The following is a 25,370-nucleotide window of genomic DNA, read 5'->3' on the forward strand; positions in this document are numbered from 1 at the left end:
ATAGTTTCTGTTTCTAGCCCAGCCTAGGGATAAACGGTTTCTAAATAACGATAAACTGCGAATAAACCCATCGCCTCACCGCCTATCGGACGACCTGCTCGGGCGCGGGTATTCCACGCCATCACATCAAAATGTGCCCAACGGATGCCTTCGGGAACAAATTCGTTCAGGAACAGCGCGGCAGTGATTGCCCCACCGTAACTACCACCGCTGTTCAGGAAGTCGGCGAAATGGCTTTTCATTTGCGCGAAATAAGGCTTATGCAATGGCAAATTCCAGATCAATTCGCCAGTGGTTTCTGCGGCTGCTTGAAGTTGCGTGGTCAGTTCTTTGTTATTGCTGAAGAAAACTGGGATTTCCGTACCCAACGCTACCCTCGCCGCACCCGTTAGCGTGGCAAAATCAAGGATCAAACCGGGTGTTTTTTCTGCTGCGGCAGCCAATGCATCGCACAGGATCAAGCGGCCTTCGGCATCGGTATTATCCACTTCCACATGCTTGCCTGCGCGGGTCGCAAGGATGTCACCGGGGCGGAAAGCATCCCCGCCAATGGCATTATCCACCGCCGGAACCAAGACCCGCAGGCGTACCGGCAACTGCATTTGCATGACCAGTTTCGCCAGCCCTAATACATGCGCAGCACCGCCCATGTCTTTTTGCATAAGGCGCATGTATTGCGAAGGCTTAATGTCCAGCCCGCCGGTATCGAAGCAGACGCCTTTGCCCACCAACGTCAGCGCAGGATCAGATTCGTTGCCCCACTGGAGTTCGAGCATACGTGGCGCATGGGCGCTGGCACGTCCGACCGCGTGAACTGCCGGGTAATTTTGTGCCAATAAGTCTTCGCCGACGATTTCACTGAAAATAGCGGAATATTCACCTGCCAATTGGCGCATCACGCCGGACAAATGCTCTGGCATCATGTGGTTAGCGGGTAAATTGATCAGGTCACGCACCAAAGTCACGGCCTGGATGAAAGCATCCGCACGTTGGATGTCAGCATAGGCAAACAACAGCGGACGCGGTTTGTCATCTGGCTGGCGAAACTGGTTGAATTGGTAGTAACCCAAACCCCAGCCAATCGCGGCTTGGGTGCATTCCGCCTTATCCCAAGCGCAATCCAGATGGTATGCACCCGCTGGTAATTTATCCGGTAGTGCAGCAAGCGCCCATAATTTACCCTCGGCTGCATCATAGGCCGCCAATACTTTGCCAATACCCCCCTGACTGTCTGGCAATAAACACAGTTGCCCCGCTTTGCCGGTAAAACCATTCAGGTTTGCCCAATGCCGCTGGGTTTCAGTGAGGGTAGTTTGTAGCGCTTCCCAATCGTTGGCAGTCACAGGAACAATGCTGATGGAATCGGTCGACCGTATATTTATGAACATTTTCACCCTATCGCTTTCCGGTTGACATCCGGCGTATTGGATTGCATTCTCTGGCTGAAAATTATTAAGGATAACCCATCCCGGATGCGTCTGGATACCACCTACACCGTCAACACGCCTGAAGGCATTGCCTTACAGCTTTCCCCCGCAGGGCCAATTCCGCGCCTGCTGGCGTGGTTGCTGGATTTGCTATTGCGCAGCGCAATCAGCCTGTTATTGGTCATTATGTTGGCCTTCCTTGGTAAGCTCGGCATGGGCATTTCCATGATCCTGATTTTCCTGCTGGAATGGTTTTACCCGGTGTATTTTGAACTGCGCCACCAAGGACAATCGCCGGGTAAGAAAATGCTGCAACTGTACGTTGCCCAAACTGACGCCAGCCCTGTAACACCGTCGGCTTCCATCGTGCGTAACCTGTTGCGGGTCGTGGATTTTTTGCCTGTGTTATACGGTTTTGGCTTTGCTAGCATGGTATTAAACCGACGTTTCCAGCGTTTGGGCGATTTGGCGGCAAATACCGTGGTCTTACACAAAACCAACCATAACGGGCATTACACCCACATCGAAGCGGAACCCCTACGCCCGGAAGTAACCCTGACCTTGCCAGAACAACAAGCCATCATGCTATTCGCCCAGCGCGGCAATACCCTGACCGATTCACGTTTGGAAGAACTCGCCCGCATGACCGGCCCGTTGGTGGATAAACAAGAAAATGCCACCAGCTACCTGCAAGGCATTGCCCACTGGCTGACCGGAGGGCGCAAGGCATGAAACAGGAACAGTTCATCCAGCAATACCAGCCGCAGTGGGATGCCTTTGAAGCATGGTTGGATTACCAGCAAGTGCCGAAAAAGGAACGTGAACGCCAAGATTTGCAAGAACCAGCGCTGGATTTCCCGCGTACTTACCGCCAGCTTTGCCACCATTTGGCCTTGGCGCAATCACGCATGTACAGCCCGCTGCTGATCCAGCAACTCAACCAATTAGTGGTGCGCGGGCATAACTGCTTATATACCTCGCGGCTGCATTTCCTGCACCACATTGCGGAATTTTACCTGCGTGGTTTGCCACAACTGGTCAGGCAATCATCGAAAGCCCTATTGTTATCTGCGGCACTGTTTTTCGGCAGTTTCTTTGTCATGCTGGTGGCAGTGCAAGTGGAGCCGGAACTGGTGTATTCGGTCATCAGCGGCGAGCAAGTGGCGGGTATGGAAGAGATGTACGACCCGCAACGCACTACCCGTTTCGGGCGCGAACGCGAAGCTGACAGCGATGTCTTCATGTTCGGGTTTTATATCCGTAACAATACCGGGATTGGTTTCCAGGTATTCGCGGGAGGCTTGTTGTACGGCTTGGGCAGTTTGTTTTTCCTGTTATTCAATGGCTTGAGCATTGGGGCGGTCGCGGGGCATTTGACCCACGTGGGTTACATTGACAGCTTCTGGGGATTTGTTGCTGGGCACAGTGCCTTTGAGCTGACTGCTATCGTGCTATCGGGTACAGCAGGCTTCAAACTGGCGGAAGCGTTGATCATGCCGGGGCGTAAATCGCGCTTGCTAGCCTTGCGCGATAACAGTCAGGATGCCATCCAGATTGTGTACGGTTCCGCCACGCTGTTTATTATGGCAGCATTTGTGGAAGCCTTTTGGTCATCGCAAATCTGGATTCCCATCGTCATTAAATACACCGTTGGCATTTCCCTGTGGCTGCTGGTCATCAGCTATTTCACCTTTGCAGGACGGGGACAGCGCGATGAAGCTTGACGACATCACCACCCTCATCCGCCTACGTACCCCATGGGAAGCTGCCGATCTCGGTTTTGCGATGGTGCAAAACAACTGGCGCGGGATATTTCCGGCGTGGACGTTGTTACTGTTCAGCCTCAGCCTGATTATCTGGCTACTGATGCCTTCCGACTACACGGGGTATATTCCCATCCTGTTGTGGTGGTTAAAGCCGGTATACGACCGGATATTGCTGCACATTTATAGCCGCCAGATGTTCAGCCAGCCGTTATCAACGGCGGATATTTTTTCTGCCCTGCCGGGGTTAATCTGGAATACGGGCTTGTTGGGGGCGCTAACTTGGCGGCGATTTTCGGCATCACGGGGTTTCAACCTACCTATCTGGCAACTGGAACAACTAAGGGGAACGCCGCGCAAAGAACGGCAGAATTTGCTGCACCTGCAAGCCCATTCCTATGCGGTGTGGCTGACGGTTGCCTGCTTGCATCTGGAATACACCGTCATTTTCAGCTTGTATGCCCTGATCCTGTTCTTTGACCCCACGGAGCGCGTTTGGGACTACTTAGTGAGTGCCTTTGTGGAAAATCTGGATGTCGAAGTCCAATACTGGGGCAGCCTCATTTACGTGGTGCTTTATACGCTGACCGTATGGCTAATTGAACCGTTTTACATGGCTGCCAGCTTCAGCTTGTACTTAAACCGCCGCACCCAACTGGAAGCATGGGACATTGAACTCACTTTCCGCAGCTTGGGCGACCGCCTGCGTGGCTTAACCCAACACGCTTTCGGCATTGCGCTGGCAGTGATGCTGGCTTTATCCGCCCTGCCCCCTGCCCCGGTGTTTGCAAGTGAACAGGCTGAACAGGAATATCTGGCAGGCGAAGCATTACCTGCGGAAGATTCTGCCGAACAGATCAAGGCCATCATGCAACTGGATGAGTTTTCCCAAGTCCGCACGGTAAAACGCTGGATGCCAAAAGAAAAGGATGAGGACAAAACCGATAAAAATCTGTTCGAGCTAAGTGAATCGGTACAAGTGCTGTTTGCCAGCGCCATGAAAGGCATGTTGTGGATTGCCGTAGTGGTGCTGCTGGTGTTGGCATTTGTTTATCGGCGGCAAATACTGGCGATGTTGAAACCGTTACAACGCAAAGCCGCGAAACAGCCCCCGCCGGACATCCTGTTTGGCATGGACATCCGCCCCGAATCGCTGCCAGACGATATTGCTACTGCTTGCCGCCGCTTGTGGGATACAGGCCAGCAACGCGATGCATTGAGCCTGTTGTACCGCGCCGCACTGATGCGCTTGACCCGCCATGACCATATACAGGTACAAGATAGCCACACGGAAGGTGACATCCTGCAACTGGCTCGCCCACACCTTGCTGGACAGCGTATTGCGTGGCTGACTGCTGTTACCCGTGCATGGCAGGAAATCGCTTACGCCCACCGTATCCCGCCGAATGAGCGGATATACCCGCTGTTTGATGACTGGCTTAATTTCGGTGCAACCCAAGCAACGGTGGAGGCACAAGCATGAATACCCAACGTGTCCTTCTCACCGTTTTCACGATCTTGGTCATGATCGCGGGTACATTGTGGTTCCTCAACACCTTTGAGCTAAAGGAAAGCGAAGAGCAAATCGGGTTCCGAGGTGAAGCTAAAACCAACAGCCTGTACGCCGCCCGCCTGTTCCTCAAGCGTATGGGCGTACCGGCGGAACGTAAAGACAGCCTCAGCACCCTGCCGGATACCGATACCGTGCTGGTCATCGACACCCAGCGTTACACCCTTTCGCGCCAGAAAATTGACGAAATCCTCGCGTGGGTCAAGCAGGGTGGGCATCTGATCACCCGTGCGCGAGTCCCCGAAGACAACATCGGCTTGTACGGGAAAAACCATGATGAAAATGACGACGATAAACCGCCAGCCAAAGTTGACCTGTTGCAAACCGCCTTAGGTATCCGCACCGGGGAACACATTATCCCAGAAGATGATGACCTGCCCATCACGGCAAAATTGTCCGGCATGGACGACACGCTGGAGGTTGACCCGCAATTTTTCTACGCCCTAGAAACCGATAATGATGAAGACGGCGAGGCTTCCCAACAATACAAAAAATCCACATGGCTGCTGGAAAAAGACTGGGGTGAAGGGCTGGTCACACTCGCTGCCAACCTTGATTTCATTGAAAACCAAGCCATTGACGATTACGACCATGCCGAATTTCTCTGGCAAATGGTACATGCCCGCCACGATAAACCCACGTCCGTCTGGCTCGTCCACCAAGACGATATGCCGCCGCTATGGAAACTCATATGGAAACACGCATGGGCGCTGGTGCTGACATTGGCAATGCTGATTCCGCTGACCTTACTGGCACTCAGCCCGCGCTTTGGCCCCATGATTCCCAAACCACAACCCGGACGCCGCCGTATTCTGGAACACATCCACGCCAGCGGCCTCTTCATGTGGAAACGCCATAAACAAGGTGATACCCAGTATCAAGGTTTTGCCGATTCCGTCGAACAACTTTCCCCAAGCACAAGGAAAACCCATGACAAACAACAGCCTGACGCTTGAACAGGCCAGCGCACTGGCTGAACGTATCCGCCTTGAAATCAGCAAAGGGCTGATCGGGCAACAGCAAGTGGTGCGCGAAACCCTCGTGGCACTGCTGGCAGGTGGGCACGTCCTGATCGAAGGCGTCCCCGGCCTTGGCAAAACCTTGCTGGTACGTGCCTTGGCGCAAACCATTTCCGGGCAATTTGCACGCATCCAGTTCACCCCCGACCTGATGCCCGCCGACATCAGTGGGCATGTGCTGTTCGACATGCAAAACCAAACGTTCAACGTGCGCAAAGGCCCGGTATTCACCAACCTGTTACTGGCGGACGAAATCAACCGCGCCCCCGCCAAAACCCAGTCCGCACTGCTGGAAGTCATGCAAGAACAGCAAGTGACCATCGAAGGCAAGCCTTACCCCGTACCGCTGCCTTTCATGACGCTGGCAACCCAGAACCCGCTGGAACAGGAAGGCACATACCCCTTGCCGGAAGCCCAGCTTGACCGTTTCCTGCTGAAAGTATTCATCGGCTACCCGACGTTGGAAGAAGAAGCGGAAATGGTCGCAGTCGTCACCGACCAGCAAATCGGCGACCGTTTCAACCTTGCCAGCTTGCAAGCCATTGCATCTCCCGAACAAGTGCTGGAAATGCAAAAAGTCGCCGCCAATATCGCGGTGGATGTGGCAGTACTGGATTACGCCGTGCGCATTACCCGTGCTACCCGCCAGTGGCAAGGTTTGCGCTTCGGTGCAGGGCCGCGTGGTAGCTTGGCGCTGATCCGTGCTGCCCGTGCCCATGCCCTGTTGGAAGGCCGCGATTTCGTGCACCCGGATGACATCAAGCAGGTTTGCCTGCCGGTATTGCGCCATCGGGTTTCACTTGCGCCGGAAATGGAGTTGGAAGGCTACACTGCCGACCATTTGCTGGCAGCCGTGCTGGAAAAAACCGAAGCGCCGCGCAAATGATCCTGCCCGCCCGCCGCACGTTTTATTTGCTGGGGGTAAACGCCGCTGTTGCCTTGTGCGCCAGCATCGTTCCCGACCTCCTGCCGCTGTGGTACGCCAGCGTTGGCTTGAGCCTGTTTGTGGGCTTGGTCGACCTGTTGCGGGTAGTCACGGAACCCGCCCCCCAAGCGGAACGTTTCGTACCGCAATCACTGCCGTTGGGGGTGAAACGCACCATCCGCTTGCGCATCAAAAATACCAGCCAGCGTCCGCTGAGCCTTGCGTTGTATGACCATTTTCCGTTGGAAACGCGAGTTTCCGGTTTTCCGCTCAAGCTGGCGTTGAAACCGGCTGAGTTTGCCGAACCGCTGTATGAATTGACTGCCGACGAACGTGGCAAACTGGTGTTCCCTTGCCTGCAAGTGCGCATCCTTTCGCCCCTGCAACTGTGGTGGCATGACCTGAAGTTGCCGGTAGTTTCCGAAGTTAAGGTTTACCCCAACTTTGCGGCGGTGGCGCAATATGCACTGATGGCGACCGACCATCACTTGAGCCACATGGGGATCATGAAAAAACGCCGCCGGGGTGAAGGGCAAGATTTTCACCAACTGCGCGAATACCGTGCCGGTGACAGCCTGCGCCAGATCGACTGGAAAGCCAGTGCGCGGATGCACAAAGCCATTTCCCGCGAGTATCAGGACGAACGCGACCAAGAAATCATCTTCATGTTGGATTGCGGGCATCGGATGATGGCGAAAGACGGCACACTCTCGCATTTCGATCATACTTTGAATGCGATTTTGCTGCTGACTTACGTGGCGTTGCGCCAAGGCGATGCGGTGGGTTTGGGGAGTTTTGCTGGGGCAAACCGCTGGCTACCCGCACACAAGGGGCAACACAACGTCCAACACATGCTGAACGCCCTGTACGATTTACAGCCGACCACCTACGCCCCGGATTACGCTCAAGCCGCCACCGAACTGCTGGTGCGGCAAAAGAAACGCGCCCTCGTAATCCTGCTGACCAACCTGCGCGATGAGGATTTGGACGACCTGTTGCCTGCGCTGCACATCCTGCGCAAACGCCATCTGGTATTGCTTGCCAGTATGCGCGAACAAGCTATCGACAAGGCACTGGAAGCGCCCACCGATAATTTGGAAGAATCGTTAAACAAAGCAGCCGTGCAACATTACCTACACACGCGGGAAGCGACGCTAGAACGCATCCGCGCTGCCGGAATCCGTTGTTTGGATGTGCCCCCGCCAGAAATGTCGGTAGGGTTGATCAACCACTACCTCGACATCAAGCGCAGTGCTGTGTTGTAGGCTTACTTGGTTGCTTTCTCAGCAGCTTCCCGCAATGCGGCCTGCACTGCCCGCACGGTAGGGTAAAGATGTTCCACTTCGTCTTCAATCCGGTTCAGCACCAGTTGGAACATTTCGCGGGTATCTTTGGCAAATTGGTCGTGGTTATTGATGCGCAGGCCACGGCTACGACTCCAGCGTTTCAGGTATTGCCCGAATACGCGCTTGATTTCACCGGAACCTGAGAGGAATTTGTTCGCAGTTTGGCGGATCGTTTGGTCACTGTGCAACAGCATGGACTGGTACAGTTCGCGTTCTTCCAAGTCCAGATGCTCTTTCACCTTATCGACATAAGCGAAAAACAGGTTGCCGATTACCCGTGTATCCCAAATGGAACGCTCGTCAATCAAGAGGCCGAGTACATTGGACAGTTCAGTAATTGTGTCGTTTTGCTGATTCAGTTCAGTAAATGAAACCATGGTATCGCCTTTAATATCCTTTCATGTAAATTATGTCGTCCCCATACGGGCGGTAGGGAAATCTACCCCAAATGTGCAAATTTTGCAGCATTATTCCGATAGGAGCAGCCCCATTTGCATAATCAGGCAGCAAATTGGCTGCCTTCGACTTCGCGTACAGTGGGGTAAAGTTGTTCCACTTCGTCCTGAATCCGCTTCATGACCAACTGGAACATTTCGCGGGTTTCGGTAACGAACTGGGTATGATGTTTGGCACGCACGGCCTTATCTTTGCACCAACGCTTCAGGTATTGGCTGAAAACGCGCTTGATTTCCGCCGAGCCTGACAGAAATTTCTGCGCCATGCCCTGCACTTGTTGTCCGCCGTGCGTCAGCAAGGTTTGGTATAGCTCGCGCTCTTCCAACTCCAGATGCTCCTGCACTTTATCCACGTACATGGAAAATAGCTCGCAGGTTACTTCTGTATCGCAGATGGATCGGTTGCCCACTAGATAACCAAGCACATTGGAAAGCTCGGTAATCTTGTCATTTTGTTGTTGTAAAACCGTAAAAGGAACCACTTGCCAACTCCTGTGACGCATAAGAATGGTTGCCTGCGCAGGGTAGCTTTTCCCCCTAATTACCGACTTGACAAATGTCAAGCCAAGATCGTCAACTGGAGGCTAATCCTTAGAAGCATGACGTTTATCGGAAAAATCCTCCCCCACAGACGTTTTCCCACAGAACCCCTTATAACCAGCTAAAATAGGTGCGTGCTTTATGGGCATAGTTTTTATGGATGAAAACGGAGATATGTATGAGCTTTATCAGTGAATTTAAAGAATTTGCCATGAAAGGCAATGTAGTGGACTTAGCCGTTGGTGTCATCATCGGCGGCGCATTCGGCAAGATTGTTACCTCCTTCGTGGGGGATGTGGTCATGCCCGTCATCGGTACGCTGGTGGGTGGGGTTAATTTCAGCGATTTGGCGATTGTATTACAGCAAGCACAAGGGGAAGCCCCGGCAGTGCTACTCAAATACGGCGCGTTCCTCCAAACTGTTTTTGACTTTTTAATCATTGCTTTGGCTATTTTCCTTGCGATCAAAGCGATGAATAAATTCAAACGCAAAGAGGAAGCTGCCGCCCCGGCTGCCCCTTCCGCCGAAGCAGTCCTGCTGAGCGAAATCCGCGATTTGTTACAACACAAATAATTCACACGGGTGTTCCCCTAAAGAAAGAAGGAGTCAGGACACCTGATTCCTTCTACACTTAGAAAAAATCAGGGAGCACCGCTATGAGCACAACTTTACTTCACCCCGCCCGCCGCAAATTCCTGCTGGATTCCCTAGCAATCGCCGCGAGCATACCTGCCTTTTACCACCCCATCAGCGCAAGCGCTGACAATGCCGCCGTTTCCAACAGCAATGTGCGTTTCTTGTTGCGCAATGACGCCGACTACCTCAAACACCGCCAGATTTTCAATAAGCGCATTACTGCCATGCCCAAAATCATCGCGGTTTGCGCCAATGAAAAAGGGGTGCAAGAAGCGATCCTGTACGCACGTCAGGCGAACTTGCCAGTCGCGGTCAAAAGTGGTGGGCACAGCTTTGAAGGCTTTTCCACCAATGACGGCGGGTTAATGATTGACCTGTCGGGCATGAACATGCCGCGCTACGACCAAGCCAGCAAAGTGCTGACCGTGCAACCGGGGGCGAAACTGGAAAACGTGTACGGTTTCCTAAATATGCACGGGCGTTTACTGCCAGCGGGTTCTTGTGCAAGCGTCGGGGCAGGAGGCTTAACCTTGGGCGGCGGCTATGGCTTTTTCGCCCGCCAATACGGCCTGACTTGCGACCACTTGCAACGGGTACGCCTAGTCGATGGCAAAGGTAACTTGCTCGACTCCAAGGATGACCCGGAACTGCTATGGGCGTGCAAAGGCGGCGGCAATGGTAATTTCGGCATCATTACCGAGATGGAATTCAAAACCCAACCCGCACCCGCGACCTTTAGCGGCTACCGTTACAAATACCGCAACTTGACGCCCGAAGCTGCTACCCAATTGGCGGAACGCTGGTTTGGGCTGATGAAAACCTTGCCCAATACCTGCTATTCGGCATGGGTGCTGAACGGCAAACAACTGACTGTGTTGCTGACCGACACCAACCCTACCCCAACGGCGGAACTCAAAATTATCCTTGCCAAGCTGAAAACCGGCGCAAGTGACATTATGACGCCGCGCCAAGATCAGTTCCTCACTGGCATCCAGCGTTACCGGGGCGGTACGGAACCGATGTATTTCAAAAACGTCTCCGCTGGTTATTACAACGGTTTCAATGACCTGAAAGCCTTGCTGCCCGCCATTTGCAAGAAAATCGCCGCCCCCAAAATGACCACGCTGTTGCAGATCAACACCTTGGGCGGGGCAATTAACAACCCGGCGCTGGAAAGCACGGCAGCTTACCCACACCGTAAATTTGGCTTCTTGGGCGAATTGCAGACCTATTACGACAAGCCCACCCAAACCAAGGACGCGGAACAGGTGGTGCGTGAAATACAGGGGATGTTCGCGGCAGGTGGTATCAAGGCGCATTACCGCAATTACCCCGACGTGGAAATCAAGGCGTGGGAAACGGCGTATTACGGGGCGAATTATCCGCGCTTACAGGCGCTGAAACGCAAGCTTGACCCGGATAATGTGATCCGGCATCCGCAGAGTGTGCGTGTGTAAAAAGCAGAAAGCCGCAAACCATAGGCTACGGCTTGATCCAACAACACCGTAGCCATCCCTTTATCCAAAACGTTACTGCGGGCAGTTTCCCAGTAAAACCCGTAACCCGCACACCGTTACGAACAAAACCGCCTAATAAATTCCCCCCTTAACATTACGCCTTGGTAAACTTACCCCATCTTTTCTGCGAGACCGCGTATGCCAGCTCCCAGCCATCGCCGTAGTTCATTCACTGCCAAGCGCATATTCACCGACCGTGATGAAGCCCGTGCTTTATTTGCCACGCAATACAGCACACGGCAAGCAGCAGATGAATACCGGGTGCTGAACTTTTCCGGGATCGGTGGGCAAGGTAAATCAGCACTGTGCGGGCAGTTTGAACAATACCTCCAAACTGTCCCCACCTCAGACACGCAACAGCACGCATGGGCAAAACTCGATTTTGAGGATGGCAACAAACGCCACCCCATTGCAGCATTACTGGCATTGCGCCTGCAATTGGCAGAAACCAGTAAGTTGTGGTTTCCTGCTTTTGACACAGCATTTGCGCGTTACTTCGCCATCACGCAGGCAGGACGTAATCTGGAAACCAGCCACCCCGAACTGTTCCGGCAACCACACGATTTGTTGCAAAGTTTAGCATCCATTGCTGAAACCGTGACAGGTTTACCATTGATCAGCAAAGCCATTGAGCGTCTGAAAAACGCATCCTGCAACAATGGCTGGAACGGCGCGGCAATGACTTGTTGCAAGGGCTGGAAGCACTGCCCCAATACCAACTGGAAGAAAAATTGGTGGTGTACTTCGGTGCAGATGTAGACGGCTGGTTACATAACACTGTCAATGCCCCGCAACGGCGCATCGTGTTGCTGTATGACACCTACGAAGCCTTGTGGCGTGACAGCCCCAACAAAACCGACCCGTTAGTGGATAAGTGGGTGCGGAAACTGGTTGGAGAAACACCCGGTGTGTTGCACGTCATGTTAGGACGCGAAACACTCACTTGGGCAAACCATGACCCGGCTGAGTGGCAGGACATCATTACGCCCTACCCACTCGATAACCTGACAGATACGGATGCCGACAGCTTCTTGCAAGCCGTACCGATTGTGGAAGATGACATCCGCACCCGGATTGTGGAAAGTGCCAAAGGTGTTCCATTTTACCTCAGTTTGCAGGTTGACCAATACGAAGGCAGCAAACGGCGCGGCATCATTCCGCAAGTGCAAGATTACGGAGGCAAAGAACCCGAAATACTCGCCCGCTTCATCAGCCACTTGCCGGACGCCATGCGCAGTGCCTTGCGGGTTGCCGCTTATCCGCGATGGCTAGATGCAACCTTGTTCCTCAATTTATCGGGAAAATTTCTGGGTGGCGCAGCCGTCATCAGCTTGCATGAACTGACCACTTATTCCTTTTGGACGAAACAAGCAGATCGGTATTTCCTGCACGCGGTCATGCGTGATTACCTGCAAATGGAATACCTTGAACGCGAAGCAACTCTTTACCGCAATATCCACCAATACTTGTTCGAGCACTATGACCGCAAGCTACAGGCCCTCACATCAGCCCGCGAATTGACGGAAGAACACACGGAAGCCATCAACGAAGGTGCGTACCATCTGGAAGCCATTGCCCGTCCCAAAACCCCCTATTGGGTAGGCAAATACCGTGAAATGTTCCACCTAGCTGGGCAATGGATAACGTTAGAACCACTACTAACACGTTCACTCCAGATTTTGGAAGAAATCGGCGACCAATTCGGCGAGGGCACGACGATCAACAATATCTCGCAAATCTACTGTACTCGTTGCGACTATAACACCGCGCTTGACCTCTTCAATAAATCAATCATCATTCAACAGAAAATCGACGACAAATCCGGCGAAAGCATAACACTCAACAATATCTCGCAAATCCATCATAACCGTGGCGACTACGACACGGCACTTGAGTTCCTCAAAAAGTCACTTGCCATTCAACAGAAAATCGGCGATAAATTCGGCGAAGGCATAACACTCAACAATATCTCGCAAATCCACCATGATCGTAACGACTACGACACCGCACTCAAGTTCATAAAAAGGTCGCTCGCTATTCAGCAGAGAATAGGTGACAAATTTGGTGAAAGCACCACGCTCAACAATATTTCACGAATCTATTATGCTCGCGGCGACTTCGATGTTGCCCTCGAATACTTTAAAAGATCACTCAGCATTACGCAGGAAATTGGAGATAAAAAAGGCATGGGCATAACGCTCAATAATATCTCACAAATCTATGACATACGCGGCAACTACAACACTGCTCTCGAATACCTGCAACAGTCACTCGTCATTCAGCAGGAAATTGGAGATAAGGCAGGTTTATGTGCAACCTTGTTTAACATCGCAGCTATACACTGGAAAAATTGTGAACAAGACGAAGCAAAACGGAAATGGCTCAAAGTCTACAGCATCGCTAAACAGATTAATTTAGCGCAAGCACTTCAAGCACTGGAAAGTATAGCTGGACAACTCAGCCTATCCGATGGGCTGCAAGGCTGGGAGATGCTGGCACAACAGATGGAGCAAACGGAAGAGCCAGAAACATCGGGCTGAAAATCGACTTACAGGCTTATTCACTTCCTTACATTCTGCTACACTAAAATTCAGTAAGAAATGATAAGGCAGGTAAGATTATGCTAGCAACATTGACCAGCAAAGGACAAGTCACCATCCCCAAAACGGCACGGGATGCCCTGCATTTAAATCCCGGCGACCGTATCGAATTTGTGTTTGCCGACAACGGACGCCTGTTCCTACTGCCTGTCACACGCCCGGTACGCACCTTGAAAGGAATGCTGCCCAAGCCTGCCAAACCAGTAACACTGGAGGCCATGGATAACGCCATCACGCAGGCCATCACCCCATGATCGGCTTGGATACCAACGTATTGGTGCGCTATCTCACGCAAGATGACCCCGCACAGGCAGAAGTAGCAAGTGCTTTCATTGAACAGCAGCTTTCCTCCAACAGCCCCGGCATTATCAGTCATATCGTGCTGTGCGAAGTGGGCTGGGTGCTTTCACGCGCCTATCACTATTCGCGGGAACAAGTGGCAGAAACGCTGAATGCCATTCTCACCTGCCAAGAGTTTCAGGTGGAATCGGCAGATTTGGCTATTCTGGCATGGCAAGATTATGTGCAGGGCAACGCCGACTTTTCCGATTACCTCATCGGACGCACTCATCAACGCCTAGGTGCAAGCCATACCGTCACATTTGACCGCAAAGCGGCTGGCGCAGCCACCTTCAAACTGTTGGGTTAAGCTAGAACCTCCTACAACATCCCCCTCTCCGCAAACGACACCACCTGATCCCCCACCACAAAGTGATCCAGCACCCGCACATCAATCAGGTGCAGCGCATCTTTCAGCTTTTTGGTGATGCGTTCATCCGCTTGGCTGGGTTCCGCCACGCCGGACGGGTGGTTATGCGCGAAAATTACCGCAGCAGCATTGTGGTGCAGCGCCCGCCGCACCACTTCACGCGGATGCACCGATGCGCCATCAATCGTGCCCCGGAACATTTCCTCGTACTGGATCACCCGATGGCGGTTATCCAAAAACAGGCAAGAAAACACCTCGAAATGGTAATCACGCAGCTTGGAAGTCAGGTAGAAACGCACCGCCTCCGGGTCAACCATCGGGTCGCCACGCCGCAGCTTTTCCCCCAGATAGCGGCGTGACATTTCCAGCACCGCTTGCAGTTGCACATACTTGGCTTCGCCCATACCTTGCACTGCACAAAATTTTTGTGCGTCTGCATCAAACAATTGTCGTAAACTACCGAATCCTTGCAATAGCTCGCGAGCCAGATCAACGGCGGTTTTGCCCCTGATCCCGACACGCAGGAAAATTGCCAGCAATTCCGCATCGGACAAGGCGTGTGCACCGCGTGACAGCAGTTTTTCACGCGGACGTTCATCCAAAGGCCAGTCAGTAATTGCCATAGTGTTTCGCTTTTTATTTATTGGGTTCGGACGCAAATCTTATGTCATTCCTCCCCGGCAAAAACATCCTTTTAGGGATAAGTGGCGGTATCGCCGCCTATAAATCCGCCGAACTGGTACGCCTGTTACGCAAGCAAGGCGCAAACGTGCGGGTGTGCATGACTGCCGCCGCGCAAGAATTCATTACCCCGCTGACCCTGCAAGCCCTGTCCGGCAACCCGGTACACACCGAATTGCTCGATCCGCAAGCCGAATTGGGCATGGGGCATATTGAGCTGGCGCGTTGGGCGGATGCCATCCTGATTGCCCCGGCGACAGCGAATACCTTGGCACGCCTGACTTACGGGCTGGCGGATGATTTGTTGAATACGGTTTGCCTTGCCAGCAAAGCACCGCTGGCGGTTGCGCCCGCCATGAACCAGCAGATGTGGAGAAACCCCGCAACCCAGCACAATATCCGCATCTTGCAGGAACGCGGCATCCGTGTCTTTGGCCCCGGTGAAGGCGAACAAGCCTGCGGTGATACAGGTTTGGGGCGGATGTTGGAAGCTGCCGAATTGGTGCAAACACTGGAAACCTGTTGCGCCACCAGCCAAGCGTTGCACGGCACGCGGGTGCTGATTACCGCAGGTCCGACCCGCGAACCGATTGACCCGGTACGTTTCCTCACCAACCGCAGTTCCGGTAAGATGGGTTACGCCGTGGCATTAGCCGCCGCTAAAATGGGTGCGGAAGTGGTGCTGGTTTCCGGCCCGGTTGCGCTCGAATGCCCGCCGGGGGTGAAGCGCATCCTCACCGAATCCGCCGCCGACATGCTCAAAGCCACCTGCGAACAGGCACAACAGGCGAACCTGTTCATCGCCACCGCCGCCGTTGCCGATTACACCCCGATGGAAGTCGCGGGACGCAAAATCAAAAAGAATGCCGAAACCTTAAGCATCGAGATGAAGCGCACCACCGACATACTGGCGACCATCAAGCGCGAACACCCGCACCTGTTTACCGTAGGCTTTGCGGCTGAAACCCACGACCTGATGGAATACGCCCGCAGCAAACTGGAACGCAAAGGCATCGACATGATCGCCGCCAATTCTGTCGCAGATGGCAAAGCCTTCGACCAGCCTACCAATGCACTGGAAGTTGTGTGGAAAGACGGGCATCATTCGTTCCCAGAAATGAGCAAGCAACGCCTTGCCGAAGAATTGATGGCACTCGTCGCCGCACACTACAAGCAACGGAAAACCTCAGATGACCCGGATTGAATACAAAATCCTCGACCCCCGCATCGGCACTGCATTCCCCCTCCCCGACTACGCCACCGCTGGCTCCGCAGGTATGGACTTACGCGCCTGCCTCGACGACGCCATTGTGCTGAATCCAGGGGACACCACGCTAATCCCCACCGGGCTTGCCATCCACATCGGCGACCCCGGCCTTGCGGCGGTGATTTTGCCGCGTTCTGGGCTTGGGCATAAACACGGCATTGTGCTGGGCAATTTGGTGGGTTTGATCGACTCCGACTATCAGGGGCAGTTGCTGATTTCCTGCTGGAACCGTGGCAAGGACAGTTTCACCATCCAACCCGGCGAACGTGTTGCGCAACTGGTATTCGTGCCAGTGGTGCAAGTCGCGTTGCAACAAGTGGAAGATTTCGACCAATCACACCGGGGCGAAGGCGGCTTCGGGCATTCAGGGACACATTGAATATGAGCAAGAAAGAAGCGAGCACGCAAGACAACGACCAGCAATTCTGGGACTTGGCGGAGCAATTCATCACTTTAGCGAACGGCTCGCTGGAAACGGCAGATGCGGGTAAAATCGGCGCAGCCATGCTCTTTGCCGCCACCCGCTTCAATGCTTTCGTGGTCGCGTCCTCTTCCCTTGACCGGGCAGAATTCATCGAAGACATGGATGAAAGCATGGATTACCTCAGCAAGCAGTTCCGCCATATGCTGGGCGACAACCTGCGTGACTTCCGCGACAACTACAAGGTTTACATCAAGCATGAACAGCAACCCGAATAATACTGCCGCCATCCTGATGGAGGCGCTGCCCTACATCCAGAAATATTCCGGCAAAACCATTGTGGTCAAATACGGCGGCAATGCCATGACTGACCCGGCGCTGCAACAAAGTTTCGCCCGCGACATCGTGCTGCTGAAACAAGTCGGCATCAACCCGGTAGTCGTCCACGGCGGTGGCCCGCAAATCGGCAACCTGTTGAAACAAATCGGCAAAGAAAGTCATTTCATTGACGGGATGCGCGTTACCGATGCCGAAACGATGGATGTAGTGCTGATGGTGCTGGGCGGGCTGGTCAATAAACAGATCGTTAACATGATCAACCAAGCAGGCGGACGCGCCATCGGTTTGACCGGCAAAGATGGCAACATGATCCTTGCCCGCAAAATGGTGTTGGAACGCAAAGCGGTTGAAAACCAGCCTTCCGAAATCATCGACCTCGGACACGTCGGCGAAGTCATCGAAATTGACGCCAGCGTGGTGCGGATGTTGGAAGAAGACCGTTTCATCCCCGTGATTGCACCAATTGGCGTGGGCAAAGATGGCACAAGCTACAACATCAATGCTGACATCGTGGCAGGGAAAATGGCGGAGGTACTGAATGCCGAACGTTTGCTGCTGCTGACCAATACGCCGGGCGTGCTGGACAAAAATGGCACGTTACTGGAAGTGCTCAGCCAACAAGACATTCAGGATTTGATTGCGGACGGTACGATCCACGGCGGCATGTTACCCAAACTGAGTTGTGCAACCGACGCGCTCGCTGCCGGGGCGAAAAGCGCCAGCATTATTGATGGGCGGGTTCCGCACGCGGTGTTGCTGGAGTTGCTGACGGATCAGGGTGTGGGGACGATGATGACGCGCTGAGCAGTTCAGCCAAACGTGCCTTGTCCTTTTCGTAATGCTGGCTAAGGCTTTCATGCTCGGTCTGGTTTTCTTCCAACGCATGATCGTAACTTACCAACGTTGCTTCCGCCTCACTCAGATAGCTTTCCAGCGTTTTGCGTTGGGAAGCTTTCTTTAGTCCTTCAAGCTGCTTTTTGGCGGTATCTATACGGGTTTTTAGCGAATCACGCCGTTCTTGCATGGTTTTGGTGTTCTTATCCAGCAACTCTAATTTGCTTTTGAATACCGCCTCCAGTTCTGCAACAGAAGCATAATTCGACAGCAAGTAGGTATCGCGCTGTTGCTGTTCGTTTTCCTTTTCAGCCTTTAGCTTTTCCAGCGTTTCCTTACGCTTTTTTTCGGCGATTTCTTCCGGGGTCGGCGGTGCAGGAACCGTCTTGATGGTCATGCCCTGCCCGTCCAATTCACGATGACCTTGCGGCGCGACCGACGGGGGAATGACATCCGAATATTGGACTTCGCCATTCGCATCCACCCAACGGTATAAACCGGCGTCGGCGCAAATGGAAAAACACGACAGGCAGATGAAAGATAGGATATAGGTGGGTTTCACATCGCGAACCATGGTTTAGAATTTTTATTATAAACCCCGCATCCCACCCGGCTTTCCCTCGAAACCGGATGGAAGCGGGATACACTCACACAAACGATTAGCGGGTGGTGTAGAAGGCGTCCGGCACTGTAGAACGGACGCGCCCTAAGCTGGCTTTAGCTTCACTCGCGCTGCTGTAAGGGATACGCACTTTATAGTAACCGCCAACCTGATCAATCACAGCAGTAAAACCGGCTGATTGCATCTGGCTGCGCATTGCTTCGGCGGTATTGCGGTTCGGGCTGGCAATTACTTGCACAGCGTATGAACCTGTTGCACTGCCATTGCTACCGCCGCCGGAACCGTAAGAAGACGAACCGGAACCGCTGTAGTCATAGTAACTGCCGGAAGTACCAGACGTGCCAGTAGTGCTGCTGCCACCGTAATAGCTGTCGTAGCCAGAACCAGACGTGCTTCCGCCTGTCGTCGAGCCGTTGCCATAATCGTAGTAAGATGAACCCGTACTTGCAGCAGGAGCCGTTGTGCCCGTGCCGTAATCATACCCAGTCGATCCACCCGCATTATAGGCCGTGCTGGTATTACCGTAGTCACCCGTTGCAGATGCCTGCGGAGTAGCTCCCGGCATCGGTGCGCAACCAGACATAAATACCGCCAGAGTAAGGCTGGCTGCCCCCAATTTTGCTTTGCTTTGCATAAGTTTTTTCGCCCTAAGTAGTTGTAGTTTTGATAGACAATCTTATATTTCCAAAGTTTCCTAAACAAGGATTCAATTCGAGGAAAAGTGATCGTATCCACGCCTTTTATCAGAAAAAGCGTAATTCACCAACAATCCCTGTTGATTCTTATCCATTTTTCCAATAGCGGTAATTTTAACACCCAGCTCACCTGCTGCTTGCTGAACTTGCCCGAATGCTTCCGCTGGCAAGGTAAACAGCAATTCATAATCATCACCGCCCGTCAGGGCAAACCCCAAACGTTGTTCTTCCGGCAGTTGCAACAAAGCGGGTGAAAATGGCAAACAAGCGTGATCCAGCCGCGCCCCCAACCCTGAAGCCTTGAGGATATGCCCCAAATCCCCCAGCAGACCGTCAGAAATATCCATACAAGCATGGGCATATTCGCCCAAAACACCTGCCAACACATTGCGCGGCGTCGGGTAATTGAGCCGCCTGACGCAGTATTCCGCAGCCTCCACAGGCATTTGCAACCGCTGTTGCACCACTGCTAAACCTGCTGCCGCATCCCCCAATGTGCCCGAAACGCAAATCAGGTCGCCATCCTGTGCGGCACTGCGTAACAACCCGCCCCCTGTCGGCACAAACCCCATCACCTGCACGGTAATGCTCAATGCGCCACGGGTGGTGTCTCCCCCAATGAGAAAAATGCCGTGCTGTTGCGCCAATTCCCGCATCCCACGGGCAAATTCGCTGATCCACTCGCGGTTCGCCTCGGGCATGGAAATCGCAAGCGTAAACCACGCAGGCTCTGCCCCCATCGCCGCCAAATCACTTAAGTTTACCGCCAAGGCTTTGTAACCAATCGCGTGGGGCGGCGTTTCGGGTGGGAAATGGATACCCGCATTAAAGGTATCGACAGAAATGACCAGCTCACGCTTGGGCGGAAGGCGCAGGATAGCAGCATCGTCACCAACACCGATGCGCACGGAATCTGGCGCACCTTGCCAGTGGAAATAATCGCGGATGAGGTCGAATTCAGACATGGGAATTCTAACGTTCCCGCGCCAACACCCCATCCGTAATCCGGTAAATGGTATCCATCCGGCTCGCCAATTGCAGGTCATGGGTGACGACCACAAACGCGGTTTTCAGCACATCGTTCAGACCTTGCATCAAGTTGAAGACATTTTCAGCAGTGTTTTGGTCGAGATTGCCGGTTGGTTCATCGGCTAACACCGCTTGCGGACGTGTGACCAACGCCCGCGCAATCGCCGCACGTTGGCGCTCACCGCCGGAAAGTTGCGCCGGTTTATGCTCCAAACGCTCCCCCAAACCCACTTTGTCTAGGATGCTGGCGGCTTGCTGGCTGGCATCCGCGACTTTTACACCCCGGATCAACAAGGGCATGGCAACATTTTCCAGCGCGGTGAATTCTGGCAGCAGATGATGGAACTGGTAAATGAAGCCCATCGACTCGTTACGTAATATCCCACGTTCGGTGTCAGAAAGCTGATCCATGCGCTTGCCCAACACCTCCACATGCCCGCTGGAGGGTAAATCCAGCCCGCCCATGATGTGCAGTAAGGTACTTTTACCGCTGCCGGAACTGCCCAAAATGGCAACCTTTTCACCGGCATGTACCTGCAAATCAACGCCGCGCAATACATGCACATCCAAACGGCCTTCCTGAAAACGTTTCCCGACTTTTTCGCAGGAAATGATCACATTACTCATAGCGCAGAGCCTCCGCAGGTTGGACTTTGGACGCACGCCATGCCGGATAAAGCGTCGCCAGAATGGACATAAGCAGCGAACTGAAGGCAATCAACACCACATCGCTGACGTTAACGCGCGACTCCAGTTCACTAATGAAATAAACATCGGAATTAATGAAATGGGTATCAAACAAACGTTCCAGCAACGGCACAATCACATCCAGATTAGCCGCCAACAATACCCCCAACACTACTCCAACGGCTGTACCAACCACGCCAATCAGCGTGCCTTGCACCATGAAAATTTTCATCACCCGCCCGGAAGACAAGCCCAGCGTGCGCAAGATGGCAATATCACCTTCTTTATCTGTGACCACCATCACCAGCGTAGATACCAGATTGAATGCAGCTACCGCGACGATCAGCAGCAGGATAATGAACATCACCGACTTCTGTGACTGGATGGCTTTGAATTGGTTTTCGTTCAAATGCGTCCAATCGCTGACCCACATATCTGTCCACGTCTGCCCCATGCGGTCTAAAATGGCTTTGGCGGTTTTCGGTGCGAGGTATAGATCATCCAATTTCAAACGCAAGCCCGTAACTTCACCGCCCAGATCGAACGCGGTCATAGCATCATCCAGATGGATATAGGCAAACGAAGAATCGTATTGCTGCATGTCCACGCGGAAAATCGCGGCGATGCTGAAACGTTGCAACACCGGCAACTCACCCGTTTCCAACGCCCCTTCGGTCGGGCTGATCAAGGTCAGGGAATCGCCCACGTCAACTTTGAGTTCCCGCGCCAAGGTTGAACCAATGGCAATCTTGAAACTGCCCGATGTCAACGCCTGCATATCGCCTTTGATGACGTGCTTGAAAACCGCACTGACTTGGCTTTCCAGTTCCGGTCGCACACCTTGCAACAGCGCACCACGAGCTTCATCACCCTGATTCAGCATTGCGGGCTTTTCCACAAACGGGGAAACAGCTTTTACGTGCGGAAACTCCAACAACTTGCCGCGCACAGCCTGCCAATCCGCGACCGAAGCATCCGCTTCCGAGACTGTTACGTGGGCAAACATACCCAGCACACGCTCACGCATGGTCTGTTCAAAGCCATTCATCACCGACAGCACCGTGATCAGCACCAATACGCCAATCGCAATCCCAGTCATGGAGGCCAAAGAAATGAAAGAAATGAAATGCTTTTGCCGCCGCGCACGGGTATAGCGCCAGCCAACCGACAACTCCAGCGGGTGGAACAAACTATTCATAACGCAATGACTCCGCTGGCTGGATTTGGGCGGCACGCCGCGCCGGATAAACCGTTGCCAGCACCGATGCAACCAACGATGCGATGGTAATCCACGCCACGTTTTCCCAACGCAAATCGGACGGGATTTCACTGATGTAGAACAAATCAGCGGAGAACACCTTGAAGCCAAAGGTTGCCTCCAGCCATGCCATGACCACACTGATATTGAGTGACAGCAATACGCCCAAGGTCACACCCACGACAGTGCCTACCACGCCGATAATGCTGCCTTGTATCATGAAAATCCGCATCACACGCTGCCCTGACATGCCGAAGGTGCGCAGGATAGCAATGTCCGATTCCTTGTCATTCACCGCCATCATCAGCGATGCCACCAGATTGAACAACGCCACGCACACTACCAAGAACAGGATCATGGTCATGGCAATGCGTTCTGTTTTGACCGCACGGAACAGGCTGCCGTGTTCCTCACTCCAATCTGTGACCTTGTAGGCGTCGCCCAATTCGGCTTGCAAATCTGCTTTCAAACTTTGCGCCGCAAACAAGTTATCCAGCTTCAGGCGGATACCACCGACATCTTCACCCAAACGGAACAGGCGCGATGCATCCCCCAACTCAACAAATCCGGTCATGCCATCGTATTCAGGATGCCCAATCTGATAAATCCCCACCACGGTAAATCGGCGGATGCGCGGCAAAATCCCAGCAGGCGTCACCTGCACTTGCGGCACGATTACCGTTACCTTGTCACCAGGCATAACGCCCAAGCCTGAGGCGACTTCAACGCCCAAGACGATGCCGTATTCGTGCGGTTTGAGATTGAAGAAACTGCCATCCAACATACTGAAATCAACGTCACTGACCTGTCCCTGCTGCGCGGGGTCAACCCCGTTCAACATCACGGCACGCATCTTAGTGCCATTGGTCAGCATGACTTGTTTTTGTACGTAGGGAGCCGCACCAATAACATGCTTGGTGTTCCTTAGCCGCTCCATTTGCGCCGTCCAGTCGGAGAGTTGCCCATTTGTCCCCGAAACCGTGACATGCGCAACCACACCCAGTATCTTGTCCCTGAGTTCCTTTTCAAAACCGTTCATGATCGACAAAACAGTGATCAGCACCATAACGCCCAGCATGATGCCGAGCATCGAGGCGAACGAGATGAACGAGATGAAACGGTTGCGCCGCCGTGAGTGCGTGTAACGCTGACCGATAAATAATTCGAGTGGTGTAAACATGGCTGGCGATTGTACCGTGACAACAATAAAAACACAGCATTAACTGATGAGTGTCATCTAATAAAATAAATACGGGAGATAAGACATGCGTCTATCCAAATGGTTTGCCGCTTTTTTACTTTGCGTGCCATTTTTTGTAACTTCTGCCTTTGCCGACTACCCCGACCGTGGCATGAAAATGAGTGCCGTCAAGGCGCAGTACGGAGCACCCTACTCCGTGCGCGTCTCCAAAGGCAAGGTCAAAAAGCAATGGCCACGCATTACGGTGTGGCATTATGGCAAATTTTCAGTGTACTTTGAACGCAATACCGTGCTGCATACGGTCGTGCGGTGAGAATTTCAGGCCAGTAACCAATCCAGCATAGCTTCACACAATGCCCCATCGGCAGCTTGGTCGAAACCGGCAAACATGGGGTTGGTGTTGATTTCCAGAAATTGCAGCTTACCCCTGGCGGGGTCGGTTTTGAAGTCCGCTGCGGCAAAATCCAACCCCAAACAGTCGGACAGTTTGCCCATTTTGTCCTGAAGCTCGGCAGGCACGGTGGTTTGTTCCAGCCGTGTGGTTGCTGAAGTGCGGTAATCCAGCGCATCTGAAACGACCCAAAACCCAAACCACGCATCCCCTACCCGGAACACGCGCATTTCCGGCTGCTGCAACTTACGCTGCACAATCTGCGGATGCGACAACGGAAATGCCCAGCCGGAAACTGCCAACTCCTCGCAATGCGCACCACCTGTCACGGGCTTACCGATCCAGTCGTGTGTCGCAGCCAGCCGATCCATCAACGTACCATCATTAGTAACGCCAGTATCCGCGATGTCCAACCCTACTGACAAAGCAAGGTGCAGCACATGCGGCTTGTTGACCCCGCCCCGCCCGAGGTAGAGGCGGTTGAATACCTTTACGTCTGGGGAAGCTAGCAACCAGCCTGCAACAGTAGCGTACCATTCGCGGGCAGCAATCTGATCCTGCGGATTATTGCTTTTCAAGTAGCCGAACACATCCTGACGGATGAACGCGGCCTTCGGTTTGATTTCCCGCTTACCGTCCACCAGCCGATGCGCCTTGATGTCCCAACGCAAACAGGGCAGCCCTGATTGCCCCGTCAACAAGGTGTCAACAGCTATCCCCATCCTTGCGGCATACCGGAGTAAGCGGAGAATCTGCAAATCGGCGTCACCGCCAGCGAGTAATAGCATCAGGGCTTACCTTGCTAAAACAAAGGGTTGTTATTATTCCTCACCCAACGCCATGGTAGTAAATGTACCGGGTGGTAAGGGTTTGGGCAGCGGTGGATCACAGACGACAGGTGGTTTTGGCACGGGTGGATCGCAAACCACTGGCGGCTTGGGTGGTTTTGGCTGGCATCCTGTCCCGCCATCTTCCTCACCCACCATCATAGTCGTAACATCCGTTGGCGGGCGCGGCTTAGGTTTTTCCGGTTTACAGCCCGTGCCGCCGTCTTCTTCACCCACCATCATGGTCGTAACATCGGTTGGCGGTTGCGGTTTAGGGCTGCAACCCTTGGAATGCTTAGTGTTGGCAATCAATTGCTGCATCAAATTTTGCACAGCTTCCATCTGTCCATGCAGCAGGTCAACCCCAGTACCACAGCCTCGGATTGAGTGCTTAGCGGTTTCCGTCTGGATGGGGCTGCAAGTGGGTCTGTTTTGCGAAATTCTATCCATGAGGCATCACTCCTTAATCGCTTTTTGTCGATAACAAGCTGACGGCGATCCTTCGCACATCAGCACTCCCAGAATACTCCGAAACGATCAATAAAAGGCCAACATCCTGACGCGGGCAATGCTTTGTCCGACTGACGGCAAACCCTGCAATCCGCTATAC

29 protein-coding genes are annotated in these 25,370 nt (G+C 53.3%); 17 read left to right on the plus strand and 12 right to left on the minus strand.

The window, feature by feature from the left end:
- Positions 1-23: 23 nt before the first annotated feature.
- Entirely contained in the window at positions 24-1,388 is a 1,365-nt protein-coding gene (locus PHE17_RS08185) for a leucyl aminopeptidase family protein (RefSeq protein ID WP_301015422.1), read from the minus strand.
- A gap of 84 nt (positions 1,389-1,472) precedes the next feature.
- Between PHE17_RS08185 and PHE17_RS08190 the strand changes: the two genes are divergently transcribed.
- Genes PHE17_RS08190 through PHE17_RS08215 form a run of 6 tightly spaced genes read left to right on the plus strand, consistent with a single transcriptional unit; the run spans position 1,473 to position 7,969 of the window.
- Positions 1,473-2,159, plus strand: a complete 687-nt coding sequence (locus tag PHE17_RS08190; RefSeq protein ID WP_301015335.1) for an RDD family protein — start codon at positions 1,473-1,475, stop codon at positions 2,157-2,159.
- Positions 2,156-3,151, plus strand: a complete 996-nt coding sequence (locus tag PHE17_RS08195; RefSeq protein WP_301015336.1) for a stage II sporulation protein M — start codon at positions 2,156-2,158, stop codon at positions 3,149-3,151. Before PHE17_RS08190 ends, PHE17_RS08195 begins: the two co-directional genes overlap by 4 nt.
- On the plus strand, positions 3,141-4,673 hold the full coding sequence (locus tag PHE17_RS08200; protein ID WP_301015337.1) for a DUF4129 domain-containing protein: 1,533 nt from the start codon (positions 3,141-3,143) through the stop codon (positions 4,671-4,673). The genes PHE17_RS08195 and PHE17_RS08200 overlap by 11 nt, the downstream gene beginning before the upstream one ends.
- On the plus strand, positions 4,670-5,716 hold the full coding sequence (locus PHE17_RS08205; RefSeq protein WP_301015338.1) for a DUF4350 domain-containing protein: 1,047 nt from the start codon (positions 4,670-4,672) through the stop codon (positions 5,714-5,716). The genes PHE17_RS08200 and PHE17_RS08205 overlap by 4 nt, the downstream gene beginning before the upstream one ends.
- Positions 5,691-6,665, plus strand: a complete 975-nt coding sequence (locus PHE17_RS08210) for a MoxR family ATPase (RefSeq protein ID WP_301015339.1) — start codon at positions 5,691-5,693, stop codon at positions 6,663-6,665. Before PHE17_RS08205 ends, PHE17_RS08210 begins: the two co-directional genes overlap by 26 nt.
- Entirely contained in the window at positions 6,662-7,969 is a 1,308-nt protein-coding gene (locus tag PHE17_RS08215; protein WP_301015340.1) for a DUF58 domain-containing protein, read from the plus strand. Before PHE17_RS08210 ends, PHE17_RS08215 begins: the two co-directional genes overlap by 4 nt.
- A 2-nt stretch (positions 7,970-7,971) precedes the next feature.
- On the opposite strand, the gene PHE17_RS08220 is transcribed toward PHE17_RS08215, so the two are convergent.
- Both PHE17_RS08220 and PHE17_RS08225 read right to left on the minus strand, forming a co-directional pair.
- Positions 7,972-8,427, minus strand: a complete 456-nt coding sequence (locus tag PHE17_RS08220; RefSeq protein ID WP_301015341.1) for a hemerythrin domain-containing protein — start codon at positions 8,425-8,427, stop codon at positions 7,972-7,974.
- Between the two features lie 122 nt (positions 8,428-8,549).
- Positions 8,550-9,008, minus strand: a complete 459-nt coding sequence (locus tag PHE17_RS08225) for a hypothetical protein (protein WP_301015342.1) — start codon at positions 9,006-9,008, stop codon at positions 8,550-8,552.
- A 215-nt stretch (positions 9,009-9,223) separates the two neighbouring features.
- Between PHE17_RS08225 and mscL the strand changes: the two genes are divergently transcribed.
- From mscL to PHE17_RS08255, 6 genes are all read left to right on the plus strand, one after another.
- On the plus strand, positions 9,224-9,619 hold the full coding sequence (mscL, locus tag PHE17_RS08230) for a large-conductance mechanosensitive channel protein MscL (protein WP_301015343.1): 396 nt from the start codon (positions 9,224-9,226) through the stop codon (positions 9,617-9,619).
- Between the two features lie 83 nt (positions 9,620-9,702).
- Complete coding sequence (locus PHE17_RS08235) at positions 9,703-11,139, plus strand: FAD-binding oxidoreductase (RefSeq protein ID WP_301015344.1); 1,437 nt, start codon at positions 9,703-9,705, stop codon at positions 11,137-11,139.
- A 198-nt stretch (positions 11,140-11,337) separates the two neighbouring features.
- Positions 11,338-11,958 (plus strand): hypothetical protein, encoded by a 621-nt coding sequence (locus PHE17_RS08240; RefSeq protein WP_301015345.1) that lies wholly within the window; start codon positions 11,338-11,340, stop codon positions 11,956-11,958.
- Positions 11,883-13,739: a tetratricopeptide repeat protein gene (locus tag PHE17_RS08245; RefSeq protein WP_301015346.1), complete on the plus strand. Its 1,857-nt coding sequence runs from the start codon at positions 11,883-11,885 to the stop codon at positions 13,737-13,739. Before PHE17_RS08240 ends, PHE17_RS08245 begins: the two co-directional genes overlap by 76 nt.
- A gap of 80 nt (positions 13,740-13,819) precedes the next feature.
- The gene (locus tag PHE17_RS08250; protein WP_301015347.1) at positions 13,820-14,053 is read left to right on the plus strand and encodes an AbrB/MazE/SpoVT family DNA-binding domain-containing protein; all 234 of its coding nucleotides are present in this window, start codon (positions 13,820-13,822) and stop codon (positions 14,051-14,053) included.
- On the plus strand, positions 14,050-14,448 hold the full coding sequence (locus PHE17_RS08255) for a type II toxin-antitoxin system VapC family toxin (RefSeq protein ID WP_301015348.1): 399 nt from the start codon (positions 14,050-14,052) through the stop codon (positions 14,446-14,448). The genes PHE17_RS08250 and PHE17_RS08255 overlap by 4 nt, the downstream gene beginning before the upstream one ends.
- Before the next feature lie 11 nt (positions 14,449-14,459).
- On the opposite strand, the gene radC is transcribed toward PHE17_RS08255, so the two are convergent.
- Positions 14,460-15,131: a DNA repair protein RadC gene (radC, locus tag PHE17_RS08260; RefSeq protein WP_301015349.1), complete on the minus strand. Its 672-nt coding sequence runs from the start codon at positions 15,129-15,131 to the stop codon at positions 14,460-14,462.
- A gap of 41 nt (positions 15,132-15,172) precedes the next feature.
- On the opposite strand from radC, the gene coaBC reads away from it, so the two are divergent.
- Genes coaBC through argB form a run of 4 tightly spaced genes read left to right on the plus strand, consistent with a single transcriptional unit; the run spans position 15,173 to position 18,020 of the window.
- Entirely contained in the window at positions 15,173-16,393 is a 1,221-nt protein-coding gene (coaBC, locus tag PHE17_RS08265) for a bifunctional phosphopantothenoylcysteine decarboxylase/phosphopantothenate--cysteine ligase CoaBC (protein ID WP_301015350.1), read from the plus strand.
- On the plus strand, positions 16,380-16,835 hold the full coding sequence (gene dut / locus PHE17_RS08270; RefSeq protein WP_301015351.1) for a dUTP diphosphatase: 456 nt from the start codon (positions 16,380-16,382) through the stop codon (positions 16,833-16,835). Before coaBC ends, dut begins: the two co-directional genes overlap by 14 nt.
- Before the next feature lie 2 nt (positions 16,836-16,837).
- A complete protein-coding gene (locus PHE17_RS08275) occupies positions 16,838-17,155 on the plus strand; it encodes a DUF3144 domain-containing protein (RefSeq protein WP_301015352.1) in 318 nt (105 codons plus the stop codon).
- Positions 17,136-18,020: an acetylglutamate kinase gene (gene argB, locus PHE17_RS08280; RefSeq protein WP_301015354.1), complete on the plus strand. Its 885-nt coding sequence runs from the start codon at positions 17,136-17,138 to the stop codon at positions 18,018-18,020. The genes PHE17_RS08275 and argB overlap by 20 nt, the downstream gene beginning before the upstream one ends.
- Here argB and PHE17_RS08285 read toward each other — a convergent pair.
- The 6 genes from PHE17_RS08285 to PHE17_RS08310 form a co-directional block, all read right to left on the minus strand.
- Entirely contained in the window at positions 17,941-18,612 is a 672-nt protein-coding gene (locus tag PHE17_RS08285; protein ID WP_301015355.1) for a DUF4124 domain-containing protein, read from the minus strand. The two genes, argB and PHE17_RS08285, sit on opposite strands and share 80 nt — an antisense overlap.
- A gap of 97 nt (positions 18,613-18,709) precedes the next feature.
- Positions 18,710-19,306: an SPOR domain-containing protein gene (locus tag PHE17_RS08290; RefSeq protein WP_301015356.1), complete on the minus strand. Its 597-nt coding sequence runs from the start codon at positions 19,304-19,306 to the stop codon at positions 18,710-18,712.
- Between the two features lie 72 nt (positions 19,307-19,378).
- Positions 19,379-20,332, minus strand: coding sequence for a thiamine-phosphate kinase (gene thiL / locus PHE17_RS08295; RefSeq protein WP_301015357.1), 954 nt, complete (start codon positions 20,330-20,332; stop codon positions 19,379-19,381).
- A gap of 7 nt (positions 20,333-20,339) precedes the next feature.
- Complete coding sequence (lolD, locus tag PHE17_RS08300; RefSeq protein ID WP_301015358.1) at positions 20,340-21,023, minus strand: lipoprotein-releasing ABC transporter ATP-binding protein LolD; 684 nt, start codon at positions 21,021-21,023, stop codon at positions 20,340-20,342.
- The gene (locus tag PHE17_RS08305) at positions 21,016-22,281 is read right to left on the minus strand and encodes a lipoprotein-releasing ABC transporter permease subunit (protein WP_301015359.1); all 1,266 of its coding nucleotides are present in this window, start codon (positions 22,279-22,281) and stop codon (positions 21,016-21,018) included. The genes lolD and PHE17_RS08305 overlap by 8 nt, the downstream gene beginning before the upstream one ends.
- On the minus strand, positions 22,274-23,521 hold the full coding sequence (locus PHE17_RS08310) for a lipoprotein-releasing ABC transporter permease subunit (protein WP_301015360.1): 1,248 nt from the start codon (positions 23,519-23,521) through the stop codon (positions 22,274-22,276). The genes PHE17_RS08305 and PHE17_RS08310 overlap by 8 nt, the downstream gene beginning before the upstream one ends.
- Before the next feature lie 85 nt (positions 23,522-23,606).
- Between PHE17_RS08310 and PHE17_RS08315 the strand changes: the two genes are divergently transcribed.
- Positions 23,607-23,855, plus strand: a complete 249-nt coding sequence (locus PHE17_RS08315) for a hypothetical protein (protein WP_301015361.1) — start codon at positions 23,607-23,609, stop codon at positions 23,853-23,855.
- Positions 23,856-23,860: 5 nt separating this feature from the next.
- On the opposite strand, the gene PHE17_RS08320 is transcribed toward PHE17_RS08315, so the two are convergent.
- Both PHE17_RS08320 and PHE17_RS08325 read right to left on the minus strand, forming a co-directional pair.
- Entirely contained in the window at positions 23,861-24,721 is an 861-nt protein-coding gene (locus PHE17_RS08320) for a hypothetical protein (RefSeq protein WP_301015362.1), read from the minus strand.
- 33 nt (positions 24,722-24,754) lie between these two features.
- A complete protein-coding gene (locus PHE17_RS08325; protein WP_301015363.1) occupies positions 24,755-25,210 on the minus strand; it encodes a hypothetical protein in 456 nt (151 codons plus the stop codon).
- Positions 25,211-25,370 lie beyond the last annotated feature (160 nt).

It is taken from the genome of Thiothrix sp., from assembly GCF_028714775.1.
Lineage (GTDB): Bacteria > Pseudomonadota > Gammaproteobacteria > Thiotrichales > Thiotrichaceae > Thiothrix.

Bases quoted from the DNA above. Each gene is read 5' to 3' on its own strand.
- PHE17_RS08185 (WP_301015422.1), bottom strand. From the start codon at position 1,388: ATGTTCATAAATATACGGTCGACCGATTCCATCAGCATTGTTCCTGTG.
- PHE17_RS08190 (WP_301015335.1), top strand. From the start codon at position 1,473: ATGCGTCTGGATACCACCTACACCGTCAACACGCCTGAAGGCATTGCC.
- PHE17_RS08195 (WP_301015336.1), top strand. From the start codon at position 2,156: ATGAAACAGGAACAGTTCATCCAGCAATACCAGCCGCAGTGGGATGCC.
- PHE17_RS08200 (WP_301015337.1), top strand. From the start codon at position 3,141: ATGAAGCTTGACGACATCACCACCCTCATCCGCCTACGTACCCCATGG.
- PHE17_RS08205 (WP_301015338.1), top strand. From the start codon at position 4,670: ATGAATACCCAACGTGTCCTTCTCACCGTTTTCACGATCTTGGTCATG.
- PHE17_RS08210 (WP_301015339.1), top strand. From the start codon at position 5,691: ATGACAAACAACAGCCTGACGCTTGAACAGGCCAGCGCACTGGCTGAA.
- PHE17_RS08215 (WP_301015340.1), top strand. From the start codon at position 6,662: ATGATCCTGCCCGCCCGCCGCACGTTTTATTTGCTGGGGGTAAACGCC.
- PHE17_RS08220 (WP_301015341.1), bottom strand. From the start codon at position 8,427: ATGGTTTCATTTACTGAACTGAATCAGCAAAACGACACAATTACTGAA.
- PHE17_RS08225 (WP_301015342.1), bottom strand. From the start codon at position 9,008: ATGCGTCACAGGAGTTGGCAAGTGGTTCCTTTTACGGTTTTACAACAA.
- mscL (WP_301015343.1), top strand. From the start codon at position 9,224: ATGAGCTTTATCAGTGAATTTAAAGAATTTGCCATGAAAGGCAATGTA.
- PHE17_RS08235 (WP_301015344.1), top strand. From the start codon at position 9,703: ATGAGCACAACTTTACTTCACCCCGCCCGCCGCAAATTCCTGCTGGAT.
- PHE17_RS08240 (WP_301015345.1), top strand. From the start codon at position 11,338: ATGCCAGCTCCCAGCCATCGCCGTAGTTCATTCACTGCCAAGCGCATA.
- PHE17_RS08250 (WP_301015347.1), top strand. From the start codon at position 13,820: ATGCTAGCAACATTGACCAGCAAAGGACAAGTCACCATCCCCAAAACG.
- PHE17_RS08255 (WP_301015348.1), top strand. From the start codon at position 14,050: ATGATCGGCTTGGATACCAACGTATTGGTGCGCTATCTCACGCAAGAT.
- radC (WP_301015349.1), bottom strand. From the start codon at position 15,131: ATGGCAATTACTGACTGGCCTTTGGATGAACGTCCGCGTGAAAAACTG.
- coaBC (WP_301015350.1), top strand. From the start codon at position 15,173: ATGTCATTCCTCCCCGGCAAAAACATCCTTTTAGGGATAAGTGGCGGT.
- dut (WP_301015351.1), top strand. From the start codon at position 16,380: ATGACCCGGATTGAATACAAAATCCTCGACCCCCGCATCGGCACTGCA.
- PHE17_RS08275 (WP_301015352.1), top strand. From the start codon at position 16,838: ATGAGCAAGAAAGAAGCGAGCACGCAAGACAACGACCAGCAATTCTGG.
- argB (WP_301015354.1), top strand. From the start codon at position 17,136: ATGAACAGCAACCCGAATAATACTGCCGCCATCCTGATGGAGGCGCTG.
- PHE17_RS08290 (WP_301015356.1), bottom strand. From the start codon at position 19,306: ATGCAAAGCAAAGCAAAATTGGGGGCAGCCAGCCTTACTCTGGCGGTA.
- thiL (WP_301015357.1), bottom strand. From the start codon at position 20,332: ATGTCTGAATTCGACCTCATCCGCGATTATTTCCACTGGCAAGGTGCG.
- lolD (WP_301015358.1), bottom strand. From the start codon at position 21,023: ATGAGTAATGTGATCATTTCCTGCGAAAAAGTCGGGAAACGTTTTCAG.
- PHE17_RS08305 (WP_301015359.1), bottom strand. From the start codon at position 22,281: ATGAATAGTTTGTTCCACCCGCTGGAGTTGTCGGTTGGCTGGCGCTAT.
- PHE17_RS08310 (WP_301015360.1), bottom strand. From the start codon at position 23,521: ATGTTTACACCACTCGAATTATTTATCGGTCAGCGTTACACGCACTCA.
- PHE17_RS08315 (WP_301015361.1), top strand. From the start codon at position 23,607: ATGCGTCTATCCAAATGGTTTGCCGCTTTTTTACTTTGCGTGCCATTT.
- PHE17_RS08320 (WP_301015362.1), bottom strand. From the start codon at position 24,721: ATGCTATTACTCGCTGGCGGTGACGCCGATTTGCAGATTCTCCGCTTA.
- PHE17_RS08325 (WP_301015363.1), bottom strand. From the start codon at position 25,210: ATGGATAGAATTTCGCAAAACAGACCCACTTGCAGCCCCATCCAGACG.